The 23483-nt window shown below is 38.5% G+C and carries 28 protein-coding genes and 1 pseudogene; 28 read left to right on the forward strand and 1 reads right to left on the reverse strand.

The genetic code is table 11. The features are described 5' to 3' along the window. Nucleotides 1–548 precede the first annotated feature (548 nt). Nucleotides 549–1838, forward strand: a complete 1290-nt coding sequence (locus BQ4443_RS03220) for an NCS2 family permease (protein ID WP_023952209.1) — start codon at nucleotides 549–551, stop codon at nucleotides 1836–1838. A gap of 230 nt (nucleotides 1839–2068) precedes the next feature. On the opposite strand, the pseudogene BQ4443_RS12115 reads toward BQ4443_RS03220, so the two are convergent. Beyond that, nucleotides 2069–2230: pseudogene (locus tag BQ4443_RS12115) on the reverse strand (type II toxin-antitoxin system YafQ family toxin); the annotation flags it as partial. 260 nt (nucleotides 2231–2490) lie between these two features. Between BQ4443_RS12115 and BQ4443_RS03225 the strand changes: the two are divergent. The 27 genes from BQ4443_RS03225 (at nucleotide 2491) to BQ4443_RS03345 (ending at nucleotide 23394) form a co-directional block, all read left to right on the forward strand. Then, nucleotides 2491–3222: a nucleotide-binding protein gene (locus BQ4443_RS03225; protein WP_071058023.1), complete on the forward strand. Its 732-nt coding sequence runs from the start codon at nucleotides 2491–2493 to the stop codon at nucleotides 3220–3222. Nucleotides 3223–3270: 48 nt separating this feature from the next. Further along, nucleotides 3271–3924 carry a TrbM/KikA/MpfK family conjugal transfer protein gene (locus BQ4443_RS03230; protein WP_071058024.1) on the forward strand — a complete coding sequence of 218 codons (654 nt, stop codon included), beginning with the start codon at nucleotides 3271–3273 and terminating at the stop codon, nucleotides 3922–3924. Between the two features lie 20 nt (nucleotides 3925–3944). Beyond that, the gene (locus BQ4443_RS03235; protein WP_071058025.1) at nucleotides 3945–4742 is read left to right on the forward strand and encodes a hypothetical protein; all 798 of its coding nucleotides are present in this window, start codon (nucleotides 3945–3947) and stop codon (nucleotides 4740–4742) included. A 9-nt stretch (nucleotides 4743–4751) separates the two neighbouring features. Further along, nucleotides 4752–5456, forward strand: coding sequence for a lytic transglycosylase domain-containing protein (locus BQ4443_RS03240; RefSeq protein ID WP_071058026.1), 705 nt, complete (start codon nucleotides 4752–4754; stop codon nucleotides 5454–5456). Nucleotides 5457–5574: 118 nt separating this feature from the next. Further along, complete coding sequence (locus BQ4443_RS03245) at nucleotides 5575–5883, forward strand: hypothetical protein (protein WP_071058027.1); 309 nt, start codon at nucleotides 5575–5577, stop codon at nucleotides 5881–5883. A 16-nt stretch (nucleotides 5884–5899) separates the two neighbouring features. Next, the gene (locus BQ4443_RS03250; protein ID WP_071058028.1) at nucleotides 5900–6298 is read left to right on the forward strand and encodes a VirB3 family type IV secretion system protein; all 399 of its coding nucleotides are present in this window, start codon (nucleotides 5900–5902) and stop codon (nucleotides 6296–6298) included. A 43-nt stretch (nucleotides 6299–6341) separates the two neighbouring features. Next, a complete protein-coding gene (locus BQ4443_RS03255) occupies nucleotides 6342–8636 on the forward strand; it encodes a VirB4 family type IV secretion/conjugal transfer ATPase (RefSeq protein WP_256330860.1) in 2295 nt (764 codons plus the stop codon). 133 nt (nucleotides 8637–8769) lie between these two features. Continuing rightward, a complete protein-coding gene (locus tag BQ4443_RS03260) occupies nucleotides 8770–9060 on the forward strand; it encodes a nucleotidyltransferase family protein (RefSeq protein ID WP_071058030.1) in 291 nt (96 codons plus the stop codon). Then, nucleotides 9057–9443, forward strand: a complete 387-nt coding sequence (locus BQ4443_RS03265) for a HepT-like ribonuclease domain-containing protein (protein ID WP_071058031.1) — start codon at nucleotides 9057–9059, stop codon at nucleotides 9441–9443. Before BQ4443_RS03260 ends, BQ4443_RS03265 begins: the two co-directional genes overlap by 4 nt. A 238-nt stretch (nucleotides 9444–9681) precedes the next feature. Continuing rightward, on the forward strand, nucleotides 9682–10326 hold the full coding sequence (locus BQ4443_RS03270) for a TrbJ/VirB5 family protein (RefSeq protein ID WP_256330861.1): 645 nt from the start codon (nucleotides 9682–9684) through the stop codon (nucleotides 10324–10326). A 12-nt stretch (nucleotides 10327–10338) separates the two neighbouring features. Continuing rightward, nucleotides 10339–11262, forward strand: a complete 924-nt coding sequence (locus BQ4443_RS03275; RefSeq protein WP_071058032.1) for a TrbL/VirB6 family protein — start codon at nucleotides 10339–10341, stop codon at nucleotides 11260–11262. A gap of 2 nt (nucleotides 11263–11264) precedes the next feature. Further along, nucleotides 11265–11723 carry a hypothetical protein gene (locus BQ4443_RS03280; protein ID WP_071058033.1) on the forward strand — a complete coding sequence of 153 codons (459 nt, stop codon included), beginning with the start codon at nucleotides 11265–11267 and terminating at the stop codon, nucleotides 11721–11723. Nucleotides 11724–11774: 51 nt separating this feature from the next. Next, a complete protein-coding gene (locus BQ4443_RS03285; protein ID WP_071058034.1) occupies nucleotides 11775–12035 on the forward strand; it encodes a hypothetical protein in 261 nt (86 codons plus the stop codon). Nucleotides 12036–12164: 129 nt separating this feature from the next. Next, a complete protein-coding gene (locus tag BQ4443_RS03290) occupies nucleotides 12165–12425 on the forward strand; it encodes a type II toxin-antitoxin system RelB/DinJ family antitoxin (RefSeq protein WP_071058035.1) in 261 nt (86 codons plus the stop codon). After that, entirely contained in the window at nucleotides 12418–12702 is a 285-nt protein-coding gene (locus tag BQ4443_RS12735) for a type II toxin-antitoxin system RelE/ParE family toxin (RefSeq protein ID WP_071058036.1), read from the forward strand. Before BQ4443_RS03290 ends, BQ4443_RS12735 begins: the two co-directional genes overlap by 8 nt. Nucleotides 12703–12791: 89 nt before the next feature. Next, complete coding sequence (locus tag BQ4443_RS12380) at nucleotides 12792–12956, forward strand: putative periplasmic lipoprotein (protein ID WP_176752445.1); 165 nt, start codon at nucleotides 12792–12794, stop codon at nucleotides 12954–12956. Further along, complete coding sequence (locus BQ4443_RS03300) at nucleotides 12949–13626, forward strand: VirB8 family type IV secretion system protein (protein ID WP_071058037.1); 678 nt, start codon at nucleotides 12949–12951, stop codon at nucleotides 13624–13626. The genes BQ4443_RS12380 and BQ4443_RS03300 overlap by 8 nt, the downstream gene beginning before the upstream one ends. Nucleotides 13627–13647: 21 nt before the next feature. Then, nucleotides 13648–14487, forward strand: a complete 840-nt coding sequence (virB9, locus tag BQ4443_RS03305; protein ID WP_256330863.1) for a P-type conjugative transfer protein VirB9 — start codon at nucleotides 13648–13650, stop codon at nucleotides 14485–14487. A 1-nt stretch (nucleotide 14488) separates the two neighbouring features. After that, nucleotides 14489–15658, forward strand: coding sequence for a type IV secretion system protein VirB10 (virB10, locus tag BQ4443_RS03310; protein ID WP_071058038.1), 1170 nt, complete (start codon nucleotides 14489–14491; stop codon nucleotides 15656–15658). An 18-nt stretch (nucleotides 15659–15676) separates the two neighbouring features. Next, nucleotides 15677–15889 (forward strand): hypothetical protein, encoded by a 213-nt coding sequence (locus BQ4443_RS03315; RefSeq protein WP_143000536.1) that lies wholly within the window; start codon nucleotides 15677–15679, stop codon nucleotides 15887–15889. Then, complete coding sequence (locus BQ4443_RS12385; RefSeq protein WP_176752446.1) at nucleotides 15882–16043, forward strand: hypothetical protein; 162 nt, start codon at nucleotides 15882–15884, stop codon at nucleotides 16041–16043. Before BQ4443_RS03315 ends, BQ4443_RS12385 begins: the two co-directional genes overlap by 8 nt. A 174-nt stretch (nucleotides 16044–16217) precedes the next feature. Then, entirely contained in the window at nucleotides 16218–17222 is a 1005-nt protein-coding gene (locus BQ4443_RS03320; RefSeq protein ID WP_218118015.1) for a JAB domain-containing protein, read from the forward strand. 168 nt (nucleotides 17223–17390) lie between these two features. Next, the gene (locus BQ4443_RS03325) at nucleotides 17391–17831 is read left to right on the forward strand and encodes a pentapeptide repeat-containing protein (protein WP_071058041.1); all 441 of its coding nucleotides are present in this window, start codon (nucleotides 17391–17393) and stop codon (nucleotides 17829–17831) included. 59 nt (nucleotides 17832–17890) lie between these two features. Beyond that, on the forward strand, nucleotides 17891–18916 hold the full coding sequence (gene virB11 / locus BQ4443_RS03330; RefSeq protein WP_071058042.1) for a P-type DNA transfer ATPase VirB11: 1026 nt from the start codon (nucleotides 17891–17893) through the stop codon (nucleotides 18914–18916). A 2-nt stretch (nucleotides 18917–18918) separates the two neighbouring features. After that, nucleotides 18919–20886 (forward strand): type IV secretory system conjugative DNA transfer family protein, encoded by a 1968-nt coding sequence (locus tag BQ4443_RS03335; protein ID WP_071058043.1) that lies wholly within the window; start codon nucleotides 18919–18921, stop codon nucleotides 20884–20886. A gap of 67 nt (nucleotides 20887–20953) precedes the next feature. Further along, nucleotides 20954–22027: a PriCT-2 domain-containing protein gene (locus BQ4443_RS03340; RefSeq protein ID WP_071058044.1), complete on the forward strand. Its 1074-nt coding sequence runs from the start codon at nucleotides 20954–20956 to the stop codon at nucleotides 22025–22027. Nucleotides 22028–22092: 65 nt separating this feature from the next. Next, nucleotides 22093–23394 carry a pentapeptide repeat-containing protein gene (locus BQ4443_RS03345; RefSeq protein ID WP_071058045.1) on the forward strand — a complete coding sequence of 434 codons (1302 nt, stop codon included), beginning with the start codon at nucleotides 22093–22095 and terminating at the stop codon, nucleotides 23392–23394. Nucleotides 23395–23483 lie beyond the last annotated feature (89 nt).

Below are 23483 nucleotides of genomic sequence, written 5' to 3' on the forward strand. Positions count from 1 at the left end.
TGCTAGTGCCTAGTTTTAGTTCCTAGTTTGCTAGTGCCTAGTTTTTCAATATAAGTAGTTAATTAATATTAATATGTCTAATGTCTAATGTCTAATGTCTAACGCCTAATGCCTAGTGCGGTTATATTATCAGTTACTATTCATTATTAAATCACTAACTATTTAGTGGTTGGCGTGCTAGTTGGCTAGTCATATTAATACTATTGAGCATATTGATAAATATATCAATACAGAATATACCAATACCGTCGCAGCGATACTTACACGCCACTAATACCCCACTTATATTCCACTGCTACACCACTAACGAAGCATTATACTTGATTGAGCCTACTTTTCTAAATACACGTTTCTAAATACACATTAAACATAAAACATCAATCGTTAATGATCAAGGAGAAAGATCAAGACTAAGAATCAAGGCTAAACTCATCATCACCTATCCGAAATAACCACACATTTTGTGTCATTTAGCTGTAAAATAACATTTTTTTACTATTTCTTTTCCGTCTCTTTTTTACTATCTCACTTTCTGGAGTTTTTCCATCATGTTTGAATCGCTATTCAAGCTAAAAGAACACGGCACCAATGTCCGTACAGAAATTTTAGCGGGTTTAACAACTTTCCTGACAATGGCCTATATTATTTTTGTTAATCCTAAAATTTTAGGTACTACAGGTATGGATTCGGGGGCTATTTTTGTTGCCACCTGCTTAGCAGCTGCTGTAGGTTCTTTTATTATGGCATTTTTGGCGAATTGGCCGATTGGTATGGCTCCGGGTATGGGCTTAAATGCCTTCTTCGCTTTTGTTGTAGTTGGTGCCTTAGGCTATACATGGCAACAAGCATTAGCAGCTGTATTTATTTCAGGTATTATTTTCTTGATTCTAACGGCGACTGGTATTCGTCAATGGTTGATTGATGGCATTCCTGCTTCATTACGCTCATCTATCGTAGCAGGTATTGGTTTATTTTTAGCCTTTATCGGTTTACAAACATCTGGCGTGGTAGTGGACAACCCTGCTACCCTCACTAGTCATGGCGATTTAAAATCAGCTTCTGTACTTTATGCTATTTTAGGCTTCTTTATTATCGTGGTACTTGATGTGCTACGAGTTAAAGGCGCGATTCTCATTGGTATTTTAAGTATTACCATTTTATCTATTATCACAGGTCACACTACCACTCCTGATAGCATATTATCTATGCCACCGTCAGTTGCCCCTACTTTCTTACAACTTGATTTAGCGGGTATCTGGGAAAAAGGCTTATTAAATGTTGTGCTTGTTTTTGTACTAGTAGAAATTTTTGATGCTACTGGTACTATGATTGGTGTCGCAAAACGCGCTAACTTAATGCCTGTTGGTCAACCTAATCGCTTAGGCAAAGCTTTATTCGCTGACTCAATTGCTATTTTGGCTGGCTCTCTTATCGGTACAAGTAGTACAACTGCTTATGTTGAAAGTACCGCTGGTGTGCAAGCTGGTGGTCGTACAGGCTTAACGGCTCTTGTGGTTGGTGTACTCTTTTTATTAGCACTATTCTTCTCACCAGTGGCAGGTATTGTTCCAGCCTATGCAACAGCACCAGCACTTGTGTATGTCGCTATTCTTATGTTACGTGAATTAACAGAAGTCAATTGGCAGGATATGACAGATGTAGTTCCATCTGCTATTACTGTTATTTTGATGCCATTTACATACTCAATTGCAGAAGGTATTGCCTTTGGTTTTATCAGCTATGTTATTTTAAAAACCTTTACTGGTCGTATCCGTGAAATTCACCCAGCGACAGTGATTATTGCTTTATTATTTATCTTACGCTTTGTGATTGCTTAAGGCGTGCAAGTGTAAGCTAGGTAAGAGCAAATATCAATCTTACAGCTTACACTATAAAAGCAGTAAGCTTAAGTTTAAGGTTAAATTAACTAAATCATAGATAATAAATAGTTTAAGCGTTAACTACATTTGAATTAACCCACTCATCCGTGAACTGTGTCCCCTATAAGTAGTGTCCTACTTATGGGGGCAATTTATTTCAGGTATCAGTCCACCGAGTGGGTTTTATTTTAGCTAAACAATTCACTATGCGTATTTAATCGATACAACACTACTGTATCGCCCTCTACTTTATAAATTAAGACTAAATCAGGCTTAACATGGCAGTCACGGAAATCTTTAAACTGACCTTTTAGAGGGTGATCTTTATATTTTTCAGGCACAGCAGTGCCATTTAATAAGTGACAGTAGTTTCCTAAAAACCAAAATAATCCATTGAATTATATGAAAAAATACTGAAAAAGTCAATATAAAACCCCCATTTTATACCGTCATAAGTACCGTCAAAAATACTATATTACCAACCAAACATGGCTCACAAAGAAAGAATATTAGCTAAATATCCTTTCTTCAGATGATTTACTTTTTGTAATAAATCATCCCCCTTATTACTATCTTATTATCTAAAACGTTCATAAAAAAGGACATTATCATGAAAGAAGTTCATATGATTCTTCAGGGAAAAGGAGGCGTTGGAAAAAGTCTAATCGCCTCATTATTTGCTCAATTCTTATTAAGCAAGAAGGAAAAGGTTCATTGTTTTGATACCGACCCACTAAATCAAACATTTAGTAGGTATACAGGCCTTCATACACAACCTATTGATATTTTAACGTCTCAAAAAAATATTGATACGTCAAAATTTGATGTACTTATGGAAAAAATTATTGGCTCAGCAGAAGGTGTAGCTGTTATTGATAATGGCGCCGCTACTTTTGTCCCATTGATGGCATACCTGAAAGAAAATAATGCTATTTCTTTTTTGAAAGAAAACAAAATATCGTCTTATATACATGTACCTATCGTTGGAGCACAAGCATACCAAGACACTATTAGTAATCTTAGTGATGTCCTAGAAATGCTGGACAATGTAATCATTTGGGCTAACCACTACTGGGGAGCAGTGGAAAAAGAAAAACCAATACAAGAATGGAACATCATAAAAAAACATAAAAATAAGATTTTAGGTGTGATACATCTAAAACAATACAATCCAGACACTTTCGGAAAAGACGTATCAACAATGACAACAGATGCAATGACATTTGACGAAATTATGCGAAGCAACAATCTTGGCATCATGACAAAACAAAGACTTAAGACCTTCCAGAAAGATATTTTTGGACAACTTGATAAGTTATACAACGAATTTACTCATACATGAAGTGAGTTACATAACCTCTTTACAAGGCTATCAATAAGGAGATAACACATGAAATATTTAATCCAACACACTACTAGGCTGTCCTTCGTGGCAGCTTTTTTTATGTCAACTACAGTGCCAACAGCATACGCAGGAGATGTGCTAACAGGTGATACTAGACTGGCTTGTGAAGCTATTTTATGTTTATCAAGCGGAGTACGACCAGGAGAGTGTACTCCCAGCTTAGATCGTTACTTTGGTATCCATCATAAATACTGGTCGGATACTGTAGAAGCACGACTTAATTTTTTGAATTTATGCCCAGCAGGACAAGAACCGGGGATGAGTGATCGTATCAGTAGCATTGCTCATGGTGCTGGCCGCTGTGATGCAGACTACCTCAATAAGTACAACACCTACACTTATAAAGAGACTATTTGTGAATATACAGGTTATGGCAGACGTTCTGATAATACCAGTTGTCGTACGGTGACCAAAACAGCAATTTCCCAAACGCTACCAAAATACTGTGGAAATTACACAAATCATCAATGGAGCTACGAACTTGGACTTAAGTATGTGGGCTCTCCAAAGGCTGGTGGGCATTGGGTGACAGAAAAAGATTATCAAACTGCACTGGAAAAGTACAACCGCCGCATGGAAGAGTTGGGTAAGACGAGATCAGGGCGCAAGCTGTTGCAGCGGCTTAGAAACTCTGATTAATAAAGATTAAGAGGATGAACATGAAAGAGCATGATGAGCAATTAAAAGAAACTGAAGATTTCTCAGATGATGAGGACTTTAGCGATGAGCTTAATCCTGTAGATACTGATGGGTATCCAGAGGGTAATGAAGATTATCCAGAGGATGCTGATAATTTAATAAATGATGTTAAGAGTGTTAAACCCAAAGAGAAAACTGAATCACAAACAAAAGATGCTCTTCAAGAAAAAACGAACGTCTCTTTCAATGAGAAAGAATTACTTGAAAGGCTGTCTGAAATTGCCTCCGAAAATAATAAACAACAAAAGCAAATCACTGAAATCCTATCTATCTTTAACAATCGCCTCAAAACGCAAGAGAAGGCAGCAGAAAACAAGGAAACTATCCGGCAAGATATTTCGGACATTCAAAAATATATGTTTGGTGAATTTGGTATCACCATTGGTGCGGATGACCCTATTGTCTACGCATTACTTTACAACAAAAACATTTTTGAAAGTGCTTTAACTGATTATGAATCAGCCCTAACAAGAGTGACGCTTGATTTGGATAAAAAGCTCAAAGATATATATGAGTTCTCCGAAAAAATGGAGGAACGCAAAAAGCAATTTATCGCTGAAATTATTGTGGAACACTCAAAGCAACGTCGGAAAACAGTCGGACAAATTGATAAGGCTATTGTTGATGCTATTAATCTAGCATTAGAAAAAGCAGGTATTGGACAAGCCCAACCTGACGATGCAGTTTCTGAGTTTAAAACAATGAAATATTTGCTTTTGGGGGTACTTGCTGCCTCCATTCTAAATTTCTTCTTATGATGAATGACAATGAAAAAACTATATCTAATAGGTGCTTTGTTAATAACAGCGCAAAGTGCCCATGCTCAAGACAGTGTGTTATTTAACGATTTGGCTAAACAATGCGCTAAAGAGGTACACCCAGACACTCTACAAGCACTTGTGCGAGTAGAAAGTAGTTTCAACCCTTATGCAATCGGCGTAGTGGGGGATTATGTGAAGCAACCCACGTCGCTGGAGGAAGCAACACTAGTGGCACAAAAACTATCCGAGCAAGGGAAGAACTTTAGCCTAGGCTTGGGTCAAATTAATGTACACAATCTAACAAAACTTGGTTTGGATTTTAAAACGGTATTTGATCCATGTGCCAATTTAGCTGCTGCTAGTTACATCTTATCGGATTGTTATAACCGAGCATCGGGCGGTGAGCAAGATGCTTTACAAAAGGCATTAAGTTGCTACTATAGCGGCAATTTTAAAACTGGTTTTACACACGACCTCAAAGGACAAGCACCTTATGTGGATAGAGTAAAAACAGCCAGTTTACAAAATACACCCGATGCCAAAATCACTATCCCTGCCATTAATCCCACCGCCCCCAAACCACTTGATGCACCATCTGCAGATAGAGTTGTGGCAAAGGTCGTTAATAAACCAGTCAAAACACAACCTAGTACGGTAAACGTGTCTCATCAATCTAAAGCGACATGGGATGCTTTTGGAGATTTTAATTGATAAAACGAGAGGAGAAACACTATGACCTGATTAGCTAAAAGCTAGACCTTATATCGACGCTTACTTTTTAACCAACCGCCTTGGGAAACCTCGGCGGTTTTTTTATGGAATTTTGAAAATGAAATTAAAACTAGCTCTCAAAGACTCAATGATTGCCCTAATTCTGGCAACCCTTACTAATGCAACCTACGCTCAAGCTGCATTCGCATCTACTGCTTCATCAATGATGAATAATATCTTAACTGGTCTTATGATTATTTTTGGTGTTGTCGCAGCAATTGCCTTAGCTTGGCAAATCGCCGAAGGTGTGATGCAGCGGAAAACATGGCCTGAGGTGTTTACCACATGCGCTTGGATTTTAGCGCTTGGTGCTGCACCAGCACTCGCCAAATGGATTTTTGGATCTGGACAAGGTCTCACATTCTAGCAGATAGAGGTTACGCATGAACGAGCTAGAAGAATATCCTACCTTTGGAGCACTTGCTCGGTCTGCTATGGTTATGGGGGTACCATTGGTGCCCCTAATCATAATTGGAGTTGTCTCAACATTTATTGCATTAATTGGTTTAGCAACAATTGGACTGGGAGCGTTATTAGTCTTTGCAGTTGCCTTGCCACTTGTCTTTATGCTAAGAGCAATTTCACAGACTGACGATCGAGCCCTCAATATTTTAGCGTACGAACTAATGTGTTTCTTCAAGCGAAAAAATACCAAAGCGTTTTGGGGAACTAATACCGTACTAGCAGCCCAATATGGAAGACAAAAAAATGATTATCAGCGACTTTATCAACAAACTACTGAAAACACAACCGTCCCACGCAAGTTATCTGCCAAAAATTAATTATCATGTGACCCCCAATATTATTAGTTGTGACGGTCACGTTATGTGGGTATTTAAAATGGATGGGATGCCGTTTGAGAGCTTATCTGATGCGCATATTAAATCTCACTTCCAACAGCTTAACTTGTTGTTTACAAGTCTTGGTAAAACAACTGGTAATCGTCTTGGACTATGGACGACACTGAAACGACAACGACGTAGTTTTGATCGTGATTATAAATTTGATAATATTTTTACCAAAGAGTTTGGGCAAAAATATATTGACCGATTTCAGCGGGATCCTTATTTTAATAACGTGTTTTATATCACGGCTGTTTTAAAAGTAGACGGAGGTCTGGATGAGGGCATCAAAGAGGCTGGGGAGCTTATATCATTAATGCAAAATGGGCTAATGCCGTATGCACCTCAATTACTCACCACTTATGAAAATAATCAAGGGGTTATGTTTAGTGAGGTGTGTGAGTTTTTAGCTTCGCTTATTAACCACCACCAAGAGCCAGTACCAGTCACTTTTACTCCCATCTCCGAAATATTAGGTTCTAGCGACTTGCATTTTGGCACGGACATTTGCGAAATTCGCTCACAAACAGAGACGCTATATTGTGTTAGCTATGATTTAAGAGACTACGGCATCAGTCGCCCCAAGATATTAGTTGATATACTCAACTTGCCTTTTGAGTTTACGCTAACGCAAAGCCTTGTTTTTTTGAATAACTCTGATATTCAGGGACAAATTGGGCGGCAGTTGAACAACCTAGCCTCTGTAGGAGATCAGGCAACACACCAACAAGAAGAGCTTTTATACGGCAAAGGCTTATTAACCGCAGGCGAACTCATGTTCGGGGAATATCATTGCGTACTCATTGTATACGGTGAAACACCTCAGCTAGCAGCGGCAAATGGATCTAAAGCTGTTAGCCGCTTTTTGAATTGCGGAGGCTATCGGTTTAGTAAAGCTGGATTATCAGCGCCAGCCACTTATTTTGGACAAATACCAGGAAGCAAACTTAAGCCTAGATGCTACCCCAAAACCACTCAAAACTTGGCGACCTCTTTTGGCATGCACAATTACTCCACGGGCAAAGAGTTTGGCAATCCAATCGGAGATGGGACGGCAGTTATTCCACTAGTAACAGTATCTGGGACAATTTACGACTTTAATTTTCACTTTTCAAATCTAAACGAAAACAACCTGGGCGAAAAAGTCGCAGGACATACTCTGATTTTGGGAGCAACAGGCACGGGTAAAACTACGCTAGAGACAGCATTACTTACGTTCACGACACGTTTTAATCCATACCTATTTGTGATAGATTTGGACGCAGGTATGCGCATCTTCATTCAAGCGCTTGGCGGTAGTTATTTTACGCTTGAGAGCGGTAAACCTACTGGGTTAAATCCATTTCAGTTGCCAGATACGCCTGTCAATCGTGAGTTTTTATATTCATTGGTAGCGACGTGCGGCCAAGATGTCAATGGTAAAGTAACAGCGGACGAGGAGCGACAAATTAAAGTTGCTGTAGACACCGTTTTTTCAGTGGATTTTGAGTATCGACGTTTTTCGAGGTTGTTAGACAGCATTCCCCATGAACATGAGAAAGAAAACTCACTTCGTTCTCGTTTACAAAAATGGTGTGCAAGTGAAGATGGTCGTTTTGCTTGGTGTCTAGATAACCCTGTCAATCAGTTTAATCCTGATGACTTTACCAAGATTGGTTTTGACCTAACAGATATTTTACAAGATAACTATCCGCCGACCGAACCAGTGTTAATGTATTTATTCCACCTGCGCACACTCATGATGGAACGTGTAGCAAAAGAAAATAGCATTCTGTGTACGGTAGTTGAGGAGTTTTGGTTTCCGCTTCGCTATAAAAAAACAGCTGAGTTGATGCTTAAAATCCTCAAAACCGACCGTAAACTTGGTGGCTGGATGATACTTACTAGCCAATCACCAGAGGACGCCATTACTAGCGACATCTTTCCTGCCATCATTCAACAGACACCTACCAAAATTTTTCTACCTAACCCCGACGCAACATATGAAGGGAGATACGAAAAATGCGGTATGACACGCAAGGAGTTTGATGAACTAGTTAAACTATCATTGGATAGCCGCACATTTTTAGTTAAACAATCCAAACAAAGTGCCTTTGCAAAACTAGATTTGTACGGTTTTTCAGATGAAATTGCAGTATTGTCAGGATCATCAAACAATAACGAAATGCTTGATGAATTGTTGATGGAAGTTGGGCAAGATGCTCTGCCAGAAGTGTGGTATCCGCTTTTTAAAAAGAGATTACACGAAACCAAGGAAGCTAAGCGTAAATTAGCATAACCTCTTCCTCCCTGAGACCACTTTTCTCCATAGGTGGTCTTTTGTCACTCCCTTACCTATCCCTAGCGAGGGAGTGACGCTTTTTTGATTACATGGTATGATGTAGACTAATTAAATATTAAGGAAGTAGATTATGAAACCTTCTGAAGTACTTAATGCTCACCGTGAAGAAATCAGACAGCTTATTTTGAATAATAAAGGCATGTGTCCTCGTGTTTTTGGTTCTGTAGCTCGTGGGGAAGATACTGAAGATAGCGATCTTGATATTTTAATTGAGCCAACTCCAAATTTAACTTACATGGATATTGGTACAATGTTGGACCAGATCAAAACAAAATTTAATATAAGAGTGGATATTGCCACTCCTCGTGCATTGCCAGAGAAATTCAGACAAAAAGTTTTAGATATGGCAGTTCCATTATGAAAAAAGAGAGATTTTCAGTTCAAGAATATTTTTCTCACATTAAACAATCTATTGAGAAAATAGAGAACTACACTCAAAATGTAAGTTGTCTGGATGAATTTCTAGCTAACCCCATGATATGTGATGCCGTTATTCGTAATATTGAAATTATTGGGGAGGCTAGTAATAATATCAGAAAAGAATATCCTCAATTTTTAGAAAATCATACTGAAATAGCACAAACACTTAGGTCAGCTTATGAAATGCGTAATTCAGTGATACATGGCTACATTGAGGTAGACTATAACATAGTATACAGAACGATTGAGCTATCCCTTCCTGCATTTAAAGAGCAAATTTATAATCTAGATAATGAGGAAATAAATCAGTCTCCTGAAGAATAAGAAATAAGTCTCTAAAGTATTCCACAACCGCTAAACAAAGCGGTTTTTTTATGGGAAAATGCCCCCCTGCCTTAAGAAGAATAATTAACAGCCCAAAACACAAATTTTTAACCAACCGCCACAAGGATGCATGCTTATGGCGGTTTTTTTTTTTTTTTAAATAAGAAATTTTTTTATTATTAAAATTTAAAATATTTTTTTNGCGGTTTTTTTATGTCTCTAAATAGGAACTTTTATCATGATGAAATTTAAAAATATTGTTTTAGTAATTTCTAGTATTTTTGCAATTACCACTGCGAAGGCTGGAGGCATCCCTGTCATTGATGGCGCAGCACTTGCACAAGATGCTGCTAATTTTGTCAAACAGATAGCTGAGATGAAAAACCAAGTCGAAAACCAAATTAAGCAGCTTACAGAACTTAAAAACCAAGTATCCGCCATGACAGGAGGACGTGGAATGGGTAATATTGCACGCAACGTCATTGATAATGTCCCAGATAGTTGGAAAGAGATTTACAGTAAAACACAAGATATAGCTAATAACACACGATTAAACGACAAATTCGATCCTGAAGCAGGAACAAAAGGCTTATTGTCTATGCTAGATAGTACCGATCAAACGTTTAGTGACATAAAACAACGTATTTCTCGTATTGAAGAGCTAACGAATAAAATTAACACTACGACAGACATTAAAGCAAGCGCAGATTTGCAAAATCGTATCGCAGCAGAACAGACTGCTATTTCTAATCAACAGGTTAAGCTAGATCAAATGCAAAGAGCATATGAGTTACAAAAGGAACTACAGCATAAAAAATATATTAAGAATGTAGTATGTCACGACAGGAAAGCAGCAGGTTTACCTCTTAAAGATTGCAATTAATCGGAGAGCATTATGAATTTTCTATTGGAATTAGTTAATGCCATAGATAACCTCTTCAAAGTCTCATTAGGGACAGAGTTGTTTGATAAATCAGCAACACTGGCTTATGAATACGCCCCTGTCTTTGGTATAGCATTATCAATTTATATGATTTTCTTGGTAGCGCAATACTACAAAAGTGGTTTTGATGATGTCGCTGTAACAATGACTAAGCAAGTAGTTGGATTGCTAATAATTACTGCTCTTGCATTTAATGTACAAATGTATACTGAATTAGCAAAAGTAATTTACCAATTTCCTGACGAGTTGGCTAGTGTTATTGTTGGTTCATCTTTAGATAAATCAGCTATTAGAAGCAGTTTTGATACTGTAATTAAAATAGCGATGTCTCTCATTAATTGGGGAAGTGAGCAAATAGGATTTACCGAAATTGTAATACCATTAGTATCAATCCTGGGGGGGATATTGGTCGGCTTTTTAGGATCTGTTAATCTCTTTGTTTTATGGTTCTACTATTTAGTAACCAAATTATCATTAGCTTTAGTTCTCTTATTTGGACCGATTTTTCTTGGGAGTATGATGTTTCCAAGTACCAGGCAATATGGGATGAACTGGATTGGGCAATGTTTGAATTTTTGTTTAACCGTAGCCATGTTTGCAGCTATATCCACGATTCAATTAACATGGATTAAAGGCAAGTTAACTCAATTATCAAGCAGTAGTGTTGGAGCTGAGATAGGTGGTATTGCAGACGTATTTTTTATAGTTGTATTCTTTGCTGTTTTTGTTATACTGTCTTTAATTATTGCAACGAATGTACCTAATATTGTTGCCGCTCTCACTGGAGGTGCAACAGCCGAAAGTGGAGTTAGAAAATTAGCTGCAATGGCAAACCCTGCATTAAAAGTTTTAAATGCAATCAAGAAAGGAAAATAATTGTGGACAAATTAAATCTACAAAAGCAGCTATTTGATTACGAGCGTAAAAGAAATACTTCATGGCTATTCTTGTTTTATGCTTTCATTTACGCCATAATCTTTGCTGGGATTACCTCTTTTATTACATTGAAAATACTCGGTGTAGGACAATATCCACATGGGACACCAGAAGAAGTACAGAAGTTTGGGTACGCTTCTCTTGGATTATCTTATGCGTTGGTATTGCCCTTCTTTCTTATTGCAAAGAAACTGATCGTTCTGCACAAGTGGATGTCTATCCTTATGGGATGTGGATTGACAGGTATGCTATCCATGATGATGGCTGGTGGTATTGTTGGTGCAGCAGGCATTGATAATTTTTACGTAAGTGCAGGTATGGGGGTTATGTTAGCTGGTCTATTCATGAAATACAGCTATGAATACCACAAGCGTGCATTTGAAGAGTTACAGCTTTGGTAGTTTTATACTTAACAACAAGTGAGTTACCCTTGTAGGGAACCTCACCTTTCCATGAAACAATTTATGAAAAAGTTATTTGTATATCTCTTATTATTAATGTCTACAGGACTATTGACTGCTTGCAATGACGAGAAAAGTGCTCAGGAAGAATTGGCTAAAAAACAATTAGCTCAAATGGAATTAAAAGAGAAATATGCAAAATATAATAGTTGTTATAACAAAAAGGCAGTTAATTTAGAACTCCCTCCTGGTTGTCAGGAAATTATTGATGAATGGCAAAAAGAACATCCCCCTAAAAAATTAATTAACTAACAATTTATAAAGATTAACCGCCCTCAAATGTCAAAGGCGGTTTTTTATCACTTATTTTTTGAATGCCTCTTGATTCTTGTTTAAATAAGTTATATTATTTGTATATACATTGTCATACAGGAGTGAGCTATGAGTGCAAGTGTTATCGTTCAAGCAAGAGTAAACCCAGACATTAAAGAAAATGCTTCTATTGTGTTACAAAGCATTGGCATGAGCTTATCAGATGCTATCAGGATTACTTTAACCGCTATTGCTGAAGAAAAAAGTTTTCCTGTCAAATTCCGTACCCCTCGTGAAGAAACTCTGCTTGCTATCAAAGAAGCACGTGAAAACAAATCAGCTAAACGCTATTCTGACCTAAATGCGTTAATGGAAGACTTAAATGCGTGAGGTAATTTTTACTTCCCGTTTTAAAAAAGACTTTAAACGAGAAAAATCCAGCGAACATAGATTATTTCTAAACTCGAACGAGTTTACGAACGTTCTAACCCTACTGCGTACAGATACACCGTTAGCAGAAAAATATTGTGACCATGCAATGAAAGGTCAATTTAAAGGGTTAAGAAATTGTCACCTAAGACCTGATCTTGTGTTGCTATATGAGTTACCGGATAAAAATACGGTAGTACTTGTTCGGATGGGTTCGCATTCACAACTGGGGATCTAAAATATTTACCAACCGCCTTATAGGCGGTTTTTTATTGTCCATCATTTTTAAAATTTTTGTCTAATTTAGTTATTTCAAAAGGTATTTAAATGAAAACTTTATTCGCCATAGCTATCGCTTTATTGCTAAGTGCTTGCTCAACACACAAACCTGCCAAAATGCCATCAGGTGCCCCCTTCCCTATCAACCCCAAAAAGATAGAAAAACCTACCTCCCCTCTTGTTCTAACTAATAAAGGAAATATAAATGAGTAAAACAAACCCATCAATGGACGCAACAAAGATGATTAACGCTGCTAAAGAGTTTGAGAGCGCCAAAATTGATGTAATAAAGCACAATAATAAACTAGCTTGGCGTATATGTGGTTTAAGCCTTATTACCACTTTAGCTGCTATATCGGCCGTTGCATTTCTAGCTCCGCTCAAAACAGTGGAGCCATACGTCATCCGTGTGGATAATAATACAGGACAAACAGATATCGTTTATGCACTCAAAGAACAAAAGATTGCTAAAGAACAGGCAATGGATCGGTATTGGCTTAGAAATTATGTGATGTTCAGAGAAAGCTATGATTGGAATACAGTACAAAGTAATTACAACACGACGATGGCATTCTCATCTAACAAGGAACGTAAGCAGATAGAAAACTTTTATTCGAGCGAGCAAGCTCCTTATAAGATATTTAAAAATGACTATCGGGTTGATATTAAGATTATATCTATTAGTTATGTCGGTGAACTTGCGCAAGTAAGGTTTGAGCGAAAGTTACAGGATTTACGTGATTTAAATAAACAGCCTGTTATTCAAAAGATTATTGCCACTATTGCTTACGAATACCAAAACCAAGCAGTACCAGAAGAGGAACGATTAGTAAACCCTCTTGGCTTTAAAATCACCAGTTACACGACAGATATTGAACACTAAGTGAAAACTAAGGATAACATTATGAAGAATATGATGACTAAGCTGTCCATTGCGACAGCTTTTTTATTGAGCGTTAGTACAGCTAATGCGCTGATAGTACCGCAAGGGTCTAAACTTGATCCACGTATACAAACAGCCACCTATAATCCTAGCCAGGTTTATCACATTAAAGCAGCAGTAGGTCGAGCAGTATTAGTGCAGTTCGAGGAAGGTGAAATCCTGGATGAAGAATCTGGCCTATTGGGGATGGGGGATAGTCAGGCCTGGAATTTAGCCGTTAAAGGCAATAATATTTTATTCAAGCCACTCGTTAATAACCCAGAAACCAATCTCATCGTTAATACGAATAAACGTACTTATGTTTTTCAGTTGTCAGTGGAGGGAAAAGCCGGTCAAGCAGATACCTATGTACTACGGTTTTATTACCCCGACACGGCCAAAGCGAAACAACAAGCTGAACTAGCAAAACAGCAACAAGCACAGAACGTCCTTGACGGCAATCATGTGCATGCAGATAAATCTAATACAGAGTACTGGGGGTACGGTGACAAAGTCCTTGCACCAACCGCTATGTATGACGATGGTCGCTTTACATATTTGGAATTTAACAATAATAAGGATTTGCCATCCGTTTATAAAGTGATGCCAGACGGCACAGAATCGTTGGTAAATTACCACGTTAAAGGTTATACAGTCATAGTACACGAATTAGCAAAAACGTTTATTTTGCGTCTCGGCAATGATGTGCTGGGCATTGATAATAGAGGATTTGATGGTAAGGGTTATTTTAATCATACAGGTACAAGCAGTGATAACGCTGTCCGCATAGTTAAGCCAGCCACAGTTACAGGAGATGATTAATATGTTCGGTAGAAAAAAAGAGCAACAAAAGCAAGAGCCTACGATTGATTCAACGACGGACTATACAACGTTAGACCAAAAAGTAAACGATATATCCGTAGAGAGAGGAGAAACGTTGGCTAGCTCGTCAAAAAAAGCAACAAGCAAAATTAGGATATTGTTTATCTCTGTCGGCATATTGATTGCTCTGGCAATGTTAGTCATATCAATTTTGTCTTTTAAGACAAAAGATGAGACAGCGGTAGTACAACAAGATCTTATTGCTAATACTGCACCCAAAGCAAATTTCTCCGAAGAGATGAACCGACTGTTGTCAGAACAACGACAGCAAATGGTGCAGAATCAACAAAAGCCCGAACCCAAAGAAGAGCAAGAGCCACCCTCAACAACAGTTGAGGCACTGCCAGCAACAACCCCAGAAACGCCTAGTATTGATGAGAATGAAGTACGCCGCTTGAGCGGTAATGTGCTTATTGATTTAACATCGAAGTCAAAAGAGGCATCGCAAGACCAACCACGTGCAGAGACTGAAACAGGATCCCCATTGAATGATAAGATGACACGTACGGTTACTCCGTCTGTGATTGCCCAAAAACGCACAGATTTAACTTATTTACTGCGTAAGGGGACAACTATCGCTTGCACTTTGCACAGTAAAATCATCACGACGCAACCAGGTTTTGCTCGTTGTATTGTGAATAAGGACGTTTACAGCGCCGACGGTAAAGTACTTTTGATTGAGCGAGGATCAGAAGTTATCGGTGAGCAAACGGCAGGATTAACTCAGGGTCAGGCGCGTATTTTTATAATGTGGAATACCGTAGAAACCCCCAAAGGCGTACGCATTGAAATTGGTAGCCCAAGTTCTGACGCCTTGGGTGCCGCAGGTCAAGAAGCACAGGTGGATACCCACTTTTGGGAACGTTTTGGCGGCGCAATTATGCTGAGTATGATTGATGACGTAATGGGCATAGCAAGTAATCGTGTGGACAATAAGGATTACCGTTTTGAAAACACGCAAGAAAATGTGCAAAACATGGCAGAAGAGGCATTACGCAATACGATTAATATACCCCCAACTGGTTATGTTAACCAAGGCGCACTATTAAATATTATCGTGGTGCGTGATGTGGACTTTAGAAATGTTTATGAGCTTGTTTATGTCAGATAAGGAAATTAAGCAATGATTATGAAACACAAACTGGATTTTTGGGAAGAGCTAAAAGCCCAAAAAATTGAAGATGTTCCAACGCTTTTGTCCCATTTACAGAATAAAGCCTACCTAGAAAGTGATAAAGGCAAGCAGTTACTACAGGCATTAGGTATCTCATTGGAAAATTATATGCTCTACTGCGAACTACCCGATCAATACCGCTATTTAACAGGAGAACACAATGAATAAGGATTTTTGGGATGAATGCAAACGTCAAGAAATCCCAAGCTACATCAAGTTAATGGAGCTACTCAATGATGAGCTGTTTTTACAAACGGAAAAAGGACAACAGTTAGCAGTAGCACTACGAGCCTCTTTTGAGCATAATGTGCTACAGAAATAGACTAGTCTAATGATTAAACAGCACCGCCTTGGAAATTCTGAGGCGGTTTTTTTATGGAGTTTTGCCATGGAAGACCTTTTAACACTGACCCAATCTACCAATCATGAGGAACTCTACACCAAAATCAAAAAGTGCTCTCCCCTTTCAATAGATACCAATAAATATGTATCCTGGATGTCATCGTATATTCGCTCTCCTATGAGAACATCATCAGACAAAATGCGTATTCGTGGTTCTGCCGACATGAAGCATCTTGCTCAAACTAGTATTTCAGTGAGTACAGAAAATAAACTGGCATGCACACTCTTAGATGCAAGGTTTCAGGTTAAGGCTATTAAGTTTATAGACACAAGCGATAATACAAAAGACATCCTAAAAACACTTTTAGAAGACAAAGACTGGACAGGATTGATAGTCTCCTCTTCTGTGCAGAATTTATCAAAAGAAGCCCTTAAAACTATTGAACAAGTGGCAGATAAACTGACTATTTTTGACAGAAGGTGCTTGGACGTTATTGCCGTAGGTAATAACGACACTTATTCGTTAGCAGAGAACGACCAGATGTTAAGTATATCTATGAGCCATGCCTTTCTCTCGTACCTTAAACCTTTTACTGCGTATAAAACCGAGCTTAAAGAATATTATTATCAACCTAAAAAAACGACGACTATCGAAGACATTAAAGGGTTTAATGAGTACATTGATTACCATGTAAAGAGAGAAATTGTAGGATTAAACTACGCTAATGATCGCAAACAAATTGACTGTTTATTAGCTGCAAAATTAAACCCTCAGTATAGCGAATATGCACTCCTATTAACGATAGATAAAAAGGGAGGTGTGACTGCATTACACACCCTATCAGAGGGTACAGTAGATAAGACGATAGTATCTCCTAATAAAATATTAGATTTAATGCAGTCCAATCCAGACAATCAATACTGTGTACTCACTCATAACCACCCATCAGGTAATGCCGAAGCATCACCTGCAGATCTTCGCTTCACTGAGGATGTGGATGCTGCACTAGAAATTTTTGATTACACATTATTGGAGCACACCATTGTTGCAAGAGATAATGGTTTTTGTGATATTAGTTATCAAAGTCAACGATTAGAAGAAAACTTAGCGAAATTTAACGATAAATTCCGAGAGCAAGAGCCAGAAATAGTGATGTAATGGAGTAGTTAATAATTGAATTTAAAACATTGAAGGAAAATTTTTTTATCACTCATGGCACTTAGCGAACTATCACAACTATTACCTAACATCTTTATAAGATTATTTTTCACGACCGCCTAACTACATACATTAGGTGGTTTTTTATTCATCTTAAGGAGATAACATATGATTATCTGGAGCAATCATGGAGAAGCCGTACCTGTATACGAATCTCAAACAGCCACAACCGAGCGAGAGGCAGTACAAGAAATGCTCAATCAGGGCATCTTTTTATATAACGCTTATGTAGCTCATGCTGATTTATCTGGTATGGACTTTAATAATCAAGACCTTAGTGGCACTTGCTTTCATGACTGCAAATTAAAGGACGCCAAGTTTAATAACACTTTACTTAATCACACCGAATTTTCAAAATGCGATTTGACTAATGCCAACTTCATTAATGCTCTTTTGGGTGACACAACATTCAGTCAAAATAATATGCACCAAGCACAATTTAATGAGTATGCACTCAAGTTGATTCCAAAGAACAGTACAGATTTTGTCTTTAAATTATCGGATCTTGATCCATCTATGGATTATGAAGAACCAGATTTAACCCTATAAACAGCATAAAGTTAATTTAAACCGCCTTGAAGCCCCTCTTCTTGACGGTTTTCTTTTGGATGAACAACAAAATGCCTGAATTAAGAAAAGATGTCAGCGTAAGAAATATTTTAGACAAATTAGGTATCACACAACTCTTAAACACCAAAGGTGTTACGGAAGTAATGATTAATCGTCCCTACGAAATTTTTATCGAGGGAGCCAATGGTAAGGAACGCATTGAGAAAGAAAACCTCACACTTAACCGTTGCATGGAGCTCGCAAATGTGCTGTGTATCTACAATGAAAAACACATCAGTCCTAAAAGTCCCATGCACAGCGTCACTCTTCCAGACGGTGAACGCTGTCATATTCTCATACCGCCAGCGTGTGAAACTGGAACAGTGGTATTTTCATTTCGTAAACCCTCAACAAGCCGCTTTAAGCTAGAAGATTATGCAAATACAGGCAGGCTAGATGGTTTTGTGGATGTGGCACACACACTACATCAACAAAAGGGTTTGCAACCCTATGAAGAGGAGCTGATACGCCTTAAAGACGAAAAACGTATTGAAGAGTTTTTTAAACTGGCAATCAAGAAAAAGCTCAATATCTGTATGGTTGGTGGCACAGGCTCTGGCAAGACAACCTTCACCAAGGCATTAGCAGATCTTGTCCCTTTTGACACCCGTATCATTACTATTGAAGACACACACGAACTTGATTTGCCTAATCACCCAAACAGGTTACATCTCTTTTATAAAGAACACGTTACCGCTAAGGCAGTTATTGCATCATGTATGCGTCTTAAGCCTGACCGTATTTTCTTAACAGAATTAAGAGGCGATGAAGCCTGGGATTATCTTTCAGCCTTGAACACAGGTCATGCAGGAGGGCTAACTTCTGTTCATGCCAACGACGCAAGAAGCGTGTACTACCGCATTGCGCAACTTGCAAAAGAAAGCACGGCGGGTCAAGGCATGAACTATGACTACATTCTCAATATTGTGAGGTCAACGATTGATGTAGTTTGTTTTTTCGAAAAAACAAAACTCAAGGAACTCTATTACGACCCTCATGCAAAATTAAAAGCATTGCAAGGATAGCTATGGACAACAAGAAAACTCTTCGTAATATCCTAATAATCACCTTCTTATTTTCTGCCATTTTGGGTCAGTGGATTGGAGGGATGATATTTTTTAAGTTTAATAATATCAGTCAGTTTGCCCATCCATTAACGCTTGTTACCTATTGGTACGGAGGTCAGGCTTGGGAGCAAAACCTCATGTATCGATTAGGTTGTATCGTTGCTGGAGTTTTCCCTGTTTTAGTGACGCTTGCTATGGCCGTTTTACTGATGCAAAAACCCAAACGAGAATTGCACGGTTCATCACGATTTGCACTGATGAGCGAAATTACCCAACATGGTCTATTCAAGACTAACCAGAAAGATCCTGAAATTCTGATTGGAAAATTCAATGGAAAATTCTTACGCTGGTCGGGTAAACAGTTTGCTTATTTAGCAGCTCCCACTCGCTCAGGCAAAGGTGTGGGCATTGTTATCCCCAACTGCCTCAACTATCGGGATAGCCTTGTCGTATTTGACCCAAAACTTGAAAACTTCAAAATTACAGCAGGGTATCGTCATGATGTGATGGAGCAAGAAATTTTTCTTTTTAATCCCAGTGCACAGAATAGACGTTCGCATTGTTGGAATCCTATTAGTTACGTATCAAGAGACCCCTACCGCATGGTCGGTGATGCTTTTAATATTGCCAACATCTTATATACCGCACCAGAAAGTGGGGACGGTAATGCAAAGTTTTTTGCGGAAATGGCTCAAAAATTATTTGTGGGTCTAGTGCTCTATATGATTGAGTATGAGTTACTGTATAAAGACACACCAGAATGGGATGAAGCACGAGACACTCCGACATTGACACGGCTTAATGCCTTAACAACCCCCGATCCTAGCAAGTATAAAAATTGTGCAGTATGGATTAAGGAAGAAGTCGCTAAATCTCCATATTTTAGTAGTGCGTGCAAAAATAACTTACTGAGCTATGCGACTACATCAGATCAAACAGCGGCGAGTGTTATGTCAAGCATGGTTGCTCCTTTATCGGTATTTATAGATCCGATTGTCGGCAAAATCACCAGTAAAGACGATTTTAATTTGCGTGATTTACGCAAGAAAAAAATGAGTATTTATATTGGCATTCAGCCCAATGATCTTGCCAAATTCAGCAGACTAATTAACTTATTTATTAGTCAGTTAATATCAGTCAATACAGAGGAATTACCAGAGGATAATCCAGACCTAAAATATCAATGCCTATTGCTGTTGGATGAGTTTACAGGAATGGGCAAGGTCGATATCATCGAAAAATCAGTCGCCTATATCGCAGGTTATAACTTACGCTTAATGCCCATTTTTCAGAACTTAAGTCAACTTAACAGACTATATACAAAGGATGGTGCTAAAAGTATGAGTACTAACTTTGAATGTCAAATTATTTATCCACCTAGGGACAATGAGGACGCTAAAGAGTTTTCGGAAATCATTGGCCATGAGACATTCAAAGCTAAAAGCACATCCAGAAATAAAGGTAGTATCGGTAACAGTAGCACGAGCATTAGCGACCAACGTCGACCAGTGATGCTACCCGAAGAACTTCGCACAATGCCCACGACGGATTGCATTATCAGTATGACAGGTATTGCGGCTATTCGTGCTAAAAAGATTGTCTATTATGAAGATCCTGAATTTACCAAACGGCTAGGGTATCCCCCACCAGAAATTCCACTCCTGGATCTTCCCAATTTATCAGCAGCTAAACCAGATACAACGGCAAAACCCAAGCTGATGCAGCAACAAGATGAGGCCAAAGAAGTTGTGAAATACATAACGGATATGGTCGATAGCGCAGCTGCTGGTTTGGAAAAAATGGTGGAATTTGGATTTGGTCTGGATAGTCTACCTGACGATATACGTCATCTTATTAAAGAATCTATTCGGGAAGAATCTCAAGGATATGAGACCCTCTTAGATACTTTACTCAAAGAAGCAGCATAGCTGTTTATCGCTCAAACACAACCGCCTTGGAGCAATCCCTGGCGGTTTTTTTTGGAGTTGAAATATTATGAATACTAACTCTCCGTCGTCATCGATAAAAAATTACTACGAAGACAACTACGCCAACGTTCGTGCGGCTTTAACCTACTTATCCAGTGAAGACCGTCAAACATGGATTAAAACTGGCGCAGCGCTAAAAAGTGAATATGGTGAAAATGGTTTTGCGATCTGGGATGAATGGTCGCAAACAGCACCCAACTACAATCCTCGTGATGCAAAAGCTGCGTGGAAATCATTTAAAGAAGGGCGTATCAATATTGGTACGCTTTTTTTTGAGGCAAAACGAAATGGTTTTGTTCCTGCAAAAAAACCGCAACCTCTGTCAAAAGAGGAGTGGCGGCAAAAACGAGAAGAAATGCAGGCTCGCCGTCTGGCAAGTGAACGAGAATTAGCTCGTCAGCAAGAAGCTGCTAGAAAGGTCGCTAATGAACGTTGGGAAAAAGCCAAAGGAGCGCAGATTAACCATCCGTATTTGGTAAAAAAAGGGATTAATGCCTTAACGATTGCTAAATATTTACGCCAAGAGGGAGACAATCTACTAGTCCCTGCTCGGCAATTCGGTGAGCTTCATGGCGTGCAGACCATATCTCCTGATGGAGATAAACGTTTTAATAAAAATGCTTCCCTAGGTGGGTCTAGCATGATGTTAGGTACATGGGGAAAAGCCAAAGAAAACAAAGAGATTATTTTGGTGGAAGGGGTAGCCACTGGTGCAACTCTTCATTTAGCGACAGGGAAAACCGTCGTTGTTTGCTTTTCTGCTAACAATCTTAAAAAAGTTGCAGAAAAACTTGCTAAACAAACCGACTTACAAGTCGTGATTGGCGCAGACCTTGATCGTAGCGGTACAGGTCAAAAGTACGCCAATGAAGCTAAAGCCATCTTTTCTAACAACGCTGTTGTATTGTTACCTGACTTCACCGAGGATGAACTTAACCAACCGAATCCCCCATCAGACTTTAATGATTTAGCACAGTTGCGAGGGCTAGATCACATAAAAAAGTCTTTTCAAGAGGCATTTCGACATCTTGAGTATGAAATGCCAACATTGGAAGAACCTGAACCAGAGATGGTGATGTAACTTGATTTTTATTTCTAACCAACCGCTTAGGAGCAATTCCTGGCGGTTTTTTATTGGAGTAAATTATGCCAGAGCCAATTATATTAAAAGATACTGCAGGTAATGAAATATATAAATCATCTACTGCAAGAACAGTAAAAGAGGCAGTCGAAGAACTTGCACAAGCGACACCTTATAACCAAATGATTGAAAATTTAGATCTACGAGGAGCTGATTTAAGAGGTATTAATCTTGCTTTTGTTCATAACCTGCGCAACCCTAATTTTTCAGGGGCTGACTTGACTGATGCTAATTTAGTAGGAGCCAGTTTTGGTAAAAACGCTCAATTCGAGCGTAGTACACTCATCAACGTAAATATGACAAGAGCTACGTTTGATGGGTCACTTAACGGCGCAACGATTAGTAATGTGATATTTGATAAGTCATCCTATATACCAGACCAAATAAGATACGCTTTACCTATCACGCTAAGAGATGTGGATGGCAACAAAATATACACTGCGTCAAAAGAGGCTATAACAATCAAAGATGCTCTAATTGAGGCACTTAACAATAAGACCGATTTAAAGCGCATTAACTTACCAAATGCCGATTTAAGTCATATAGATTTAAGGGGAGTTGACTTACGGAACTCTAATTTATCAGGTGCTAACTTAACAGGATCCAAATTAGATGGAGCAAACCTGGAAGGCTCCGTGGCTATGTCTACAGATTTTACAAATACATCTTTGGATAAATCTGATTTAAGAGATGTTAATTTATCAGATTCAACGCTACACGGCACTAGTTTAAATGATGCCAAGTTTTATCGTACTAATTTTGAAAATGCAGACATAGATGGAGTTAGTTTTCAAAATCACCAGTTAGACAATGCAAAAAATATCCCTTTAGATGTGGAACGACAAGAGGATGTTATCAAAACACATAGTACAGTTGATTCCTTAATTATGCAGTCCTCAACCCGCCCTAGTGAGGCACAAATTGAAGTATCAAAGCAGGCAGATATTGATGTAGATGCGACTTATGAGCAAGTGGATAACGGTACTGTACCAAGTGAAGTGCTTATTCAAGCTCAAAGTATCAAGGGGTTTGAAACATTATCAAAAGCACAACAGTTCGTGGTAAAGGTAGCTATTCAAATTGCCAACAAAGTATTAGCAAAAGTGGATCAGAACTTGCGTAATGACATTAAACGCAACTTTGAAACCAATTACGAAAAAGCAATTAGTAATGGCACGCTTAATATACCTCCTGAAATTCAACAACACGTTGATAAGAGAATGGAACAAGAACGGCCAAAAGTTCCAGAGACGCAACAAATCAAAGAACGAAACTATAAAGTTCCAGAGAAAGAAATGGTGATGTAGCTAAATTACTTTTATTTTCACTAACTATCAAGATTATCAATCCATGCCTAATAGGCGTTTTTTACTCACTTTTTACCTAACCTCTCCTT

The organism is Pelistega sp. MC2 (assembly GCF_900099475.1).
GTDB classification, from domain to species: Bacteria; Pseudomonadota; Gammaproteobacteria; order Burkholderiales; family Burkholderiaceae_B; genus Taylorella; species Taylorella indica.

Excerpts from the sequence above, each read along its gene's own strand:
- BQ4443_RS03240 (WP_071058026.1), top strand. The coding sequence starts at position 4,752 with ATGAAAAAACTATATCTAATAGGTGCTTTGTTAATAACAGCGCAAAGT.
- BQ4443_RS03320 (WP_218118015.1), top strand. The coding sequence starts at position 16,218 with ATGTCATCGTATATTCGCTCTCCTATGAGAACATCATCAGACAAAATG.
- BQ4443_RS03235 (WP_071058025.1), top strand. The coding sequence starts at position 3,945 with ATGAAAGAGCATGATGAGCAATTAAAAGAAACTGAAGATTTCTCAGAT.
- BQ4443_RS03270 (WP_256330861.1), top strand. The coding sequence starts at position 9,682 with ATGATGAAATTTAAAAATATTGTTTTAGTAATTTCTAGTATTTTTGCA.
- BQ4443_RS03345 (WP_071058045.1), top strand. The coding sequence starts at position 22,093 with ATGCCAGAGCCAATTATATTAAAAGATACTGCAGGTAATGAAATATAT.
- BQ4443_RS03220 (WP_023952209.1), top strand. The coding sequence starts at position 549 with ATGTTTGAATCGCTATTCAAGCTAAAAGAACACGGCACCAATGTCCGT.
- virB9 (WP_256330863.1), top strand. The coding sequence starts at position 13,648 with ATGAAGAATATGATGACTAAGCTGTCCATTGCGACAGCTTTTTTATTG.
- BQ4443_RS12380 (WP_176752445.1), top strand. The coding sequence starts at position 12,792 with ATGAAAACTTTATTCGCCATAGCTATCGCTTTATTGCTAAGTGCTTGC.
- BQ4443_RS03335 (WP_071058043.1), top strand. The coding sequence starts at position 18,919 with ATGGACAACAAGAAAACTCTTCGTAATATCCTAATAATCACCTTCTTA.
- BQ4443_RS03255 (WP_256330860.1), top strand. The coding sequence starts at position 6,342 with ATGTGGGTATTTAAAATGGATGGGATGCCGTTTGAGAGCTTATCTGAT.
- BQ4443_RS03300 (WP_071058037.1), top strand. The coding sequence starts at position 12,949 with ATGAGTAAAACAAACCCATCAATGGACGCAACAAAGATGATTAACGCT.
- virB10 (WP_071058038.1), top strand. The coding sequence starts at position 14,489 with ATGTTCGGTAGAAAAAAAGAGCAACAAAAGCAAGAGCCTACGATTGAT.
- BQ4443_RS03260 (WP_071058030.1), top strand. The coding sequence starts at position 8,770 with ATGAAACCTTCTGAAGTACTTAATGCTCACCGTGAAGAAATCAGACAG.
- BQ4443_RS03325 (WP_071058041.1), top strand. The coding sequence starts at position 17,391 with ATGATTATCTGGAGCAATCATGGAGAAGCCGTACCTGTATACGAATCT.
- BQ4443_RS03285 (WP_071058034.1), top strand. The coding sequence starts at position 11,775 with ATGAAACAATTTATGAAAAAGTTATTTGTATATCTCTTATTATTAATG.
- BQ4443_RS03225 (WP_071058023.1), top strand. The coding sequence starts at position 2,491 with ATGAAAGAAGTTCATATGATTCTTCAGGGAAAAGGAGGCGTTGGAAAA.
- BQ4443_RS12735 (WP_071058036.1), top strand. The coding sequence starts at position 12,418 with ATGCGTGAGGTAATTTTTACTTCCCGTTTTAAAAAAGACTTTAAACGA.
- BQ4443_RS03245 (WP_071058027.1), top strand. The coding sequence starts at position 5,575 with ATGAAATTAAAACTAGCTCTCAAAGACTCAATGATTGCCCTAATTCTG.
- BQ4443_RS03290 (WP_071058035.1), top strand. The coding sequence starts at position 12,165 with ATGAGTGCAAGTGTTATCGTTCAAGCAAGAGTAAACCCAGACATTAAA.
- BQ4443_RS03265 (WP_071058031.1), top strand. The coding sequence starts at position 9,057 with ATGAAAAAAGAGAGATTTTCAGTTCAAGAATATTTTTCTCACATTAAA.
- BQ4443_RS03275 (WP_071058032.1), top strand. The coding sequence starts at position 10,339 with ATGAATTTTCTATTGGAATTAGTTAATGCCATAGATAACCTCTTCAAA.
- BQ4443_RS03315 (WP_143000536.1), top strand. The coding sequence starts at position 15,677 with ATGAAACACAAACTGGATTTTTGGGAAGAGCTAAAAGCCCAAAAAATT.
- BQ4443_RS03340 (WP_071058044.1), top strand. The coding sequence starts at position 20,954 with ATGAATACTAACTCTCCGTCGTCATCGATAAAAAATTACTACGAAGAC.
- virB11 (WP_071058042.1), top strand. The coding sequence starts at position 17,891 with ATGAACAACAAAATGCCTGAATTAAGAAAAGATGTCAGCGTAAGAAAT.
- BQ4443_RS03230 (WP_071058024.1), top strand. The coding sequence starts at position 3,271 with ATGAAATATTTAATCCAACACACTACTAGGCTGTCCTTCGTGGCAGCT.
- BQ4443_RS12385 (WP_176752446.1), top strand. The coding sequence starts at position 15,882 with ATGAATAAGGATTTTTGGGATGAATGCAAACGTCAAGAAATCCCAAGC.
- BQ4443_RS03250 (WP_071058028.1), top strand. The coding sequence starts at position 5,900 with ATGAACGAGCTAGAAGAATATCCTACCTTTGGAGCACTTGCTCGGTCT.